This window comes from Endozoicomonas sp. SESOKO1 (genome assembly GCF_024606265.1).
In the GTDB taxonomy this organism is placed as follows: domain Bacteria; phylum Pseudomonadota; class Gammaproteobacteria; order Pseudomonadales; family Endozoicomonadaceae; genus Endozoicomonas.
The window spans coordinates 1-6,327 of the sequence record NZ_JAHHPP010000108.1 but is presented as its reverse complement, the minus strand read 5'-3'; the positions used below and the strand labels follow the sequence as shown (position 1 = coordinate 6,327).

The window sequence follows — 6,327 nt, the reverse complement described above, 5'->3', positions numbered from 1 at the left end:
AGGGGCTTTGATATTACCCGTGCTTGTGTGTCCGGAAAACTATAACCACTTCAGTCTGCAAAGTAATGTCATTACTTTGCTCTTGCTTGCATCCCGCAGTGATCTGACTGATAGTTCAAATCTGTTATTTTCGACCAGTAAATCCTCCCGCGAGAGGACAATAAAAGAGATGCTGTGAATGCTTGAAATATTAATATCTGCGACCAATGCCTTTTGTAAATATATGAAGGTTGATCTGGATCGTTTGCCCAGTCCGGATGGTAAGCGCATAGGCACTCAGCCCATTGCTTCTGGCGATAATGTCATTGCCTGGCAGGTGCATGCGATTAAGGGTTACCGGAATAGAGAAGGGTACACGGATGTTATTGCCGTAGAAGCCCGTAGTCGTTATGCCATTCTGTTTTCTAACCCGATGTTTTCTGATTTAGATGAGTTTGCTGAGCGGTTCACTAAACGCTGGGCCAGAGAGTGTATCCATATGGCCATAGAGAGTGGTGCTACAACAGAGGAGCAAGCTCAGACCATGTATGACCAGTTTATGGATAGGGAGAAGGGGATCCGGTTTGTCAGGAATACCGACCTCAGCGTCAACGGACATGTTGCGGATGCGGAGCAGTGGCTGAGCCAGTCCTATGAACATTATGGGGTGGATCAACTGGACGAGAGTGAAGAAATCGGGTTGGGAATGCACCGTATTAATTGCGTCCATAAAAAGGCTAAGGCGTATCCTGATGCAAAACAAATGGAGCGGTTTATTCCTATGTCACGGATGGTAGATGACTGGCTGTTCCGGTTTGCCAGAGGTCTGTCTGAGTGGGCGTATCCGCAAACGCCTGATGGGGATTTTCCGAATCCTTTTCCTGCGGTATTAGCTACTGTTATTGGACAGGAGGCACCATTGGTTGTGCCCGATAATGTGGTCAGCCTGGACGAAGTACGTAAGCGTAAGACGATGCAGAAGGCATAACAACCATGAGTGAATACCAGTATTACGAGTTGGTGGCCGTTGACCGGCAGTTGTCGAAAGAGGAGATGGGTTATCTCCGGGGGATTTCCAGCCGGGCACAGATATCGTCTACCCGGTTCTGTAACACCTATAACTACGGTGATTTAAAAGCCGACCCAAGGCAGTTACTGAGCAGGTTCTTTGATGCTTATGTTTATGTCTCCAATTTTGGCTGCAAAATTTTTGCGATTAAGGTGCCGCGAAATCTTCTGGATGAGTCGCTGCTGCTTCGGTATCTGGTGAATGATACCTGCAATTACACGGAAGTGGCCAGTCACTGGATTATTGAGTTTGCCTATGAAAATGAAGACGGCTACGACGACGACTGGGATGAAGGCGATGGCTGGATGGGCAGCCTGCTGAACGTTCGCAGCGAGCTGATGCACGGTGACTATCGTTCACTGTATCTGGCCTGGTTATCTCAATTGGATGAGCTGGAACCGGATGCGCTGTCCCCCGCCATTCCACCGGGACTTGATGATCTTTCTGCCAGCCAGAGTGCGTTGTGCGATTTCCTGAAACTGGATGCCCAACGGGTTGTTGCGTCGGCCAGGGTCAAACCGGAAGTAGACACAAATACCACTATTTAATGTTGTTCGCGTTTATATGCTGTGTATTTTGCTATTATGTAGACAGATATACACCATTTAAGTGATTAAAGCGTCTACATAAAGGAGTGGTAACGATGGATCAGGCCACGGCAATCCACCGGCTATCGGCTTTTGACCGGATGGGATATTCGGTTTTTACCACCAGGGATTTGGGCAAAATCTTCATTGAAGACTCCCCGCGAGCCTTTCAGGCTGGACTGGTTCGGTTGGTGAAGAATGGTATTCTTCGTCGGATGATGAAAGGGATTTATACGTTCACCCTCTCAAGCAACAAAAATGCAGATATGCTGGAGCGCATTGCCATAGCCTTGCGAAGGGGGGAGTACAACTACATCAGTTTGGAATCAGCGCTATCGGAGTATGGCGTTATTTCCCAGATTCCTGTCGATCGGCTGACCATTATGACCACAGGCCGGAAGGGAGCGTATAAAACTCCTTTTGGGGTTCTTGAATTTACCCACACTTGCCGTTCAGTCGCCGATATTCTGGACAGTGTCGTTGATCGTGACAGACCGTTAAAAATTGCTACGCCTGAGGCCGCATTGCGTGATCTTCGGCGTGTAGGGAGGAATATTCATCTGGTGAAGGAGGCACAGAGTTATGAAAATGACCACTGAGGATTTTTCACAGCTGGTTGAGAGGATTATGCAAAATAATCATCTCGCGCTCATGCGGCCAGTCGTTGAGAAAGAGCTGCTTCACTATGACATTCTGTTCTGTCTTGACCGGGAAGGCCTGTTGGATCATTTGGTGTTTCAGGGCGGTACGTCGCTTCGTCTTTGTCATGGCGGTAACCGGTTCAGTGAGGATCTGGATTTTGTTGGAGGGGTGGATTTTTCGTCAGCCTCTCTTGCCAACATAAAGACGTGTATTGAGGACTATATTGGGGCCAGATATGGATTGGAGGTATTGGTTAAAGAGCCTGCAACGCTCAGAAAAGAGCCTTGTTATGCACAAATGAATATTGATAAATGGCAAATTTCGGTAATAACCTCTCCGAAGCGTAAGGATAGTCCCCGGCAAAAAATCAAGATTGAAGTCGCTAATGTTCCGGCATATACCAAAGAAGCGTTGCCGCTGCGAGTGAATTACCCGTTTCTCCCCGATGGTTATGGAGACACCTTGGTATTCACTGAAACCCTTGATGAAGTACTGGCAGATAAGCTGATCGCCTTGCCTGCAACACAAAAATACATTCGCTATCGCGATATCTGGGATCTGCCCTGGCTTCAGCAACAGGGTGCTGAAGTGAATGTTGAGCTGGTGAAGAAGAAAGTGAACGACTACCGGCTTGATGACTTTGAGCAGCGGCTGGATCAGCTGGTTCGGAATATCCCTGACATAGTGTCCTGTGGTGGGCTTAAAACTGAAATGCGGCGATTTATACCTGCCGATGTTTATGAGCGCACTTTAGGTAAGGGGAAATTTGAAAGCTACTTGTCAGGGACGTTACAAAAACTGTTTAGCCGCTTAAAGGGAGAGCTTTATGGTGAAGGTGAGCTTCCTGAGTTCAGAATGTGATGATACTCGAATCTTCTTTTCCGGAGTAACGACAACGAATGAACAACAGTAACCCGCCAGCCAAACCAGCCATGGACTATGCCCAATTGCTGTAAGCCCTGAACCGTGCCAGCACCTTTGATCGATTCCGGCTGAATGCCATGATTGATCGTGAGTTGGAGTCGTCAGAACGTATTGGCCGGTTCAAGGCTGCGCTGACCATAGGACAGAAGCTGAGTTACTTTGACCGTAATAGTAATTCGCTGCGGGATTGTGAGGTGTTGCAGCTTAAGAAAAAACGGGCACTGGTGCTGGATTTACCGATGGTAAACGTTGGACGGTGCCCTACTATATGCTCAATCTCGAAGGCGCCGATGCCCGTGTTAATCATGAAACTCAACAAGGCCTGAGTCACCATGCCATTGCTGTGGGTGATCTGCTGGGTTTTAAAGATAAGCAAGGAGAGGAACATTTTGGCCATGTCCTCCGTCTGAATACCAAGTCGGTCACCCTGAAGGTTGAAGAGGAGGGGCAATGGCGGGTCGCTTATTCTCTGCTTTACCGGGTTCTGGATGGGCAGGGTGAACAGGAAGGGGAGCTGTTGATTGACGATGAGAGGGCTGATCAGCGCAGTGAGACTGTTCAGGGCTCATTACTTGAGTGAATAACTTCCAGCTTGAAGCCTGCCTGTTTTCAGCAGCTGGTGATTGATTAAACGGGTTAAACATACTGTATAGGAGTCAGTAATGAGTTCATCAAAAAATACTGAAATAGAGGAACGGATTTACAAGGACATTGTTGTGGATTGCTATGATGAGCTGGAGCGTAGCACCGGCTGGCATTGTTACCTGGATGACAGGCTGGCTTTTCCCTTTGAGGCAGAGTGCTGTCAGGAGTTAACGGTATCACCACTGAAAATGAAAGAGCGGGTGGTGGTTACCGGAATGGCGGATCAGGATTATTGCGAGGCCACCATGCAGGTTCAGATTAAGTGGCTGGATCGAACATTGGCAGTTCCGCTGGTGCAACTCGAAGCATGCAGCGATGACCTGGACGATGAGACGGTTGAGGCCATTGGTGACTGGCATTACTGGGTTGAGCAGGGATACCGTTTTTAAGTTCTCTTAAGTCTCAATCTGGTACTCAAGAGTCCCAGATAAGGACCTTGAAAAGTCAGGAAAAGATTCTGATATACCTATCGCTCAGGAACTCTGGCTACGGAAAAGGTATTGCCGAATTCTTCGGCCTTTCTCAAAACTCAGTACAAAAACAGCTGGTTAGAATGGAAGAGGATGGCGTTGTTGTCAGCCATTTAATTGGAAGGCTAAGAGAGTATCACCTAAACCCCAGGTATATTTTTCTGGAGACAATGAAAGCACTGGTGAAAGCTGCTATCCAATTATACCCGGAGGCAGTCATTCAGGATCTGGTGATGAACCGTAATAAACCCAGAAGTAAGGGGAAACCGGTAGCTCCAGCCAGACCATGAACTGGGAGCCATTTATAAAACTTTATATTCCCGGCCTTTCAGGAAGAACCTCGTAGTTAATTGCCATTACACGACAATACGAAAAAAGACTGTCCTACAAGGTGTTAGTTTTAAAATGTTTATCTTGTCGGCTTTTTTCGCCGATTAAATGGATTGATTCAAACTATTCTTTCTGGTTTAGTTTATACTTAATAAATATTTCGGTTATTTTTGCCGATTTTTTTCTTAATGTTAAACCAGTGAGACGCTGGAATGGTTCGTAAATCAGGTTCAAGTGATACTGGGTATGGGCTGAATAGCCGAAAAGAGCAGCTTAATGCTCTTTTACCCTATGGGATGTTAGCTACACGAAAGTGGTTGATAGAGCAGGGCTTTAGCGCCCACTCCCTTGATAATGGCGTTAAGAGTGGCAAGCTGCTGCAGCTGACATCAGGCGTATACTCCCAATTCACTACCAATCTTCGTTGGGAAGGGTTGGTTGCATCTATACAGCGGATGCAGGCAACGCCTTTAGCAACCGCAGTGCACGTAGGTGGTGTCTCCGCTCTGGCTTTGTCCGGGCTTGCTCAGTATATCTCACCTGGGAACCAGCAGACGGTCCAGCTTTATTCCCCCACTAAGTTGCCTTCCTGGGTGTCTCGCATAGAAACGACTGCGATATTGACGGTACATAGTACCAGGCGGCTTTGGCCAGAATCGCTGATGCAGAGCTCTGGTCTTTTGAGATCTCATGAGTTCGATCCCAACCTGCCCCCGATTTATTTTTCTTGTCCAGAAAAGGCTATATTGGAAGTGATCGCTGATCTTCCTGATAAGCTCAGTTTTGAACATGCGGATGAACTGATGCAGGGATTGGTAAACCTGTCACCAAGAAAGCTGGATCAATTGTTGAAAGCGTGTCTGAGCATAAAGGTAAAAAGGTTATTTCTCTGGCTTGCAGAGCGTCACCAATATCCATGGCTTTCCCGTTTGAACACAGGCAGTTATGAACTTGGTTCCGGAAAGCGTGTTATTGCTAAACATGGAGCGTTGGATCAGCAGTATTTAATTACTGTGCCCACCCACATGAAGAATGAGTCCAGACATTGAGAGAGTCATAGAATGGATCGATCCAGCTATTTCTATAAGCAGGTACAGCTACTCTTGCAGGTGTTGCCTTTCATTAGCAAGCATAGTTGCTTCGCCTTGAAGGGAGGAACCGCAATCAATTTGTTTGTTCGGAATCTTCCTCGCTTGTCCGTCGATATCGATCTGGTGTACCTCCCATTAAAAGAACGCAATGAGGCGCTATCTGACATTAAAAAGGCATTGCGAGAGGTCAGCGATAATCTTCAGGCCACATTGCAAGGAATTGATGTTACTGAGGCCTATAAAGATAAAGAAGATGCCCTGCGTCTCATCGTTCAGCGCTCTGGTGTACAGATAAAAGTAGAGCTGTCACCCGTGCTGCGAGGTACAGTATTTGAACCAGAAGTTATGCCTGTATCTGAAGCCGTAGAAGATGAGTTCGGTTATGCAGAAATGCTGGTGGTCAGGCTGGCTGACCTTTATGCCGGAAAAATCTGTGCTGCTCTGGACCGCCAGCATCCAAGGGATCTGTACGATGTGAAGTGGCTTCTTGAGAATGAAGGACTTACTGATGACCTGCCTGACACTCCCCGCCCTTTCGGGCGAGGGTTCTTAGATCGCTCCAAGAACCTTCCTGCTTCAACACGCCTTCC

8 protein-coding genes are annotated in these 6,327 nt (G+C 47.4%); all 8 read left to right on the top strand.

Annotated elements, in window-relative coordinates:
• Positions 1-178: 178 nt before the first annotated feature.
• Entirely contained in the window at positions 179-967 is a 789-nt protein-coding gene (locus KDK13_RS05840) for a hypothetical protein (RefSeq protein ID WP_257284023.1), read from the top strand.
• Positions 968-972: 5 nt separating this feature from the next.
• Positions 973-1,596, top strand: a complete 624-nt coding sequence (locus KDK13_RS05835) for a hypothetical protein (protein WP_257284022.1) — start codon at positions 973-975, stop codon at positions 1,594-1,596.
• Between the two features lie 95 nt (positions 1,597-1,691).
• Positions 1,692-2,234, top strand: coding sequence for a type IV toxin-antitoxin system AbiEi family antitoxin (abiEi, locus tag KDK13_RS05830; RefSeq protein ID WP_257284021.1), 543 nt, complete (start codon positions 1,692-1,694; stop codon positions 2,232-2,234).
• Positions 2,218-3,138, top strand: a complete 921-nt coding sequence (locus KDK13_RS05825; protein WP_257284020.1) for a nucleotidyl transferase AbiEii/AbiGii toxin family protein — start codon at positions 2,218-2,220, stop codon at positions 3,136-3,138. Before abiEi ends, KDK13_RS05825 begins: the two co-directional genes overlap by 17 nt.
• A 331-nt stretch (positions 3,139-3,469) precedes the next feature.
• The gene (locus KDK13_RS05820; RefSeq protein WP_257284018.1) at positions 3,470-3,781 is read left to right on the top strand and encodes a hypothetical protein; all 312 of its coding nucleotides are present in this window, start codon (positions 3,470-3,472) and stop codon (positions 3,779-3,781) included.
• 82 nt (positions 3,782-3,863) lie between these two features.
• On the top strand, positions 3,864-4,235 hold the full coding sequence (locus KDK13_RS05815; protein ID WP_257284017.1) for a calcium-binding protein: 372 nt from the start codon (positions 3,864-3,866) through the stop codon (positions 4,233-4,235).
• Between the two features lie 623 nt (positions 4,236-4,858).
• Entirely contained in the window at positions 4,859-5,695 is an 837-nt protein-coding gene (locus tag KDK13_RS05810) for a type IV toxin-antitoxin system AbiEi family antitoxin (protein ID WP_257284016.1), read from the top strand.
• 12 nt (positions 5,696-5,707) lie between these two features.
• The coding region (locus tag KDK13_RS05805) for a nucleotidyl transferase AbiEii/AbiGii toxin family protein (RefSeq protein WP_257284015.1) at positions 5,708-6,327 on the top strand (620 nt) is incomplete at its 3' end.

Bases quoted from the DNA above. Each gene is read 5' to 3' on its own strand.
- KDK13_RS05840 (WP_257284023.1), top strand. From the start codon at position 179: ATGCTTGAAATATTAATATCTGCGACCAATGCCTTTTGTAAATATATG.
- KDK13_RS05835 (WP_257284022.1), top strand. From the start codon at position 973: ATGAGTGAATACCAGTATTACGAGTTGGTGGCCGTTGACCGGCAGTTG.
- abiEi (WP_257284021.1), top strand. From the start codon at position 1,692: ATGGATCAGGCCACGGCAATCCACCGGCTATCGGCTTTTGACCGGATG.
- KDK13_RS05825 (WP_257284020.1), top strand. From the start codon at position 2,218: ATGAAAATGACCACTGAGGATTTTTCACAGCTGGTTGAGAGGATTATG.
- KDK13_RS05820 (WP_257284018.1), top strand. From the start codon at position 3,470: ATGCTCAATCTCGAAGGCGCCGATGCCCGTGTTAATCATGAAACTCAA.
- KDK13_RS05815 (WP_257284017.1), top strand. From the start codon at position 3,864: ATGAGTTCATCAAAAAATACTGAAATAGAGGAACGGATTTACAAGGAC.
- KDK13_RS05810 (WP_257284016.1), top strand. From the start codon at position 4,859: ATGGTTCGTAAATCAGGTTCAAGTGATACTGGGTATGGGCTGAATAGC.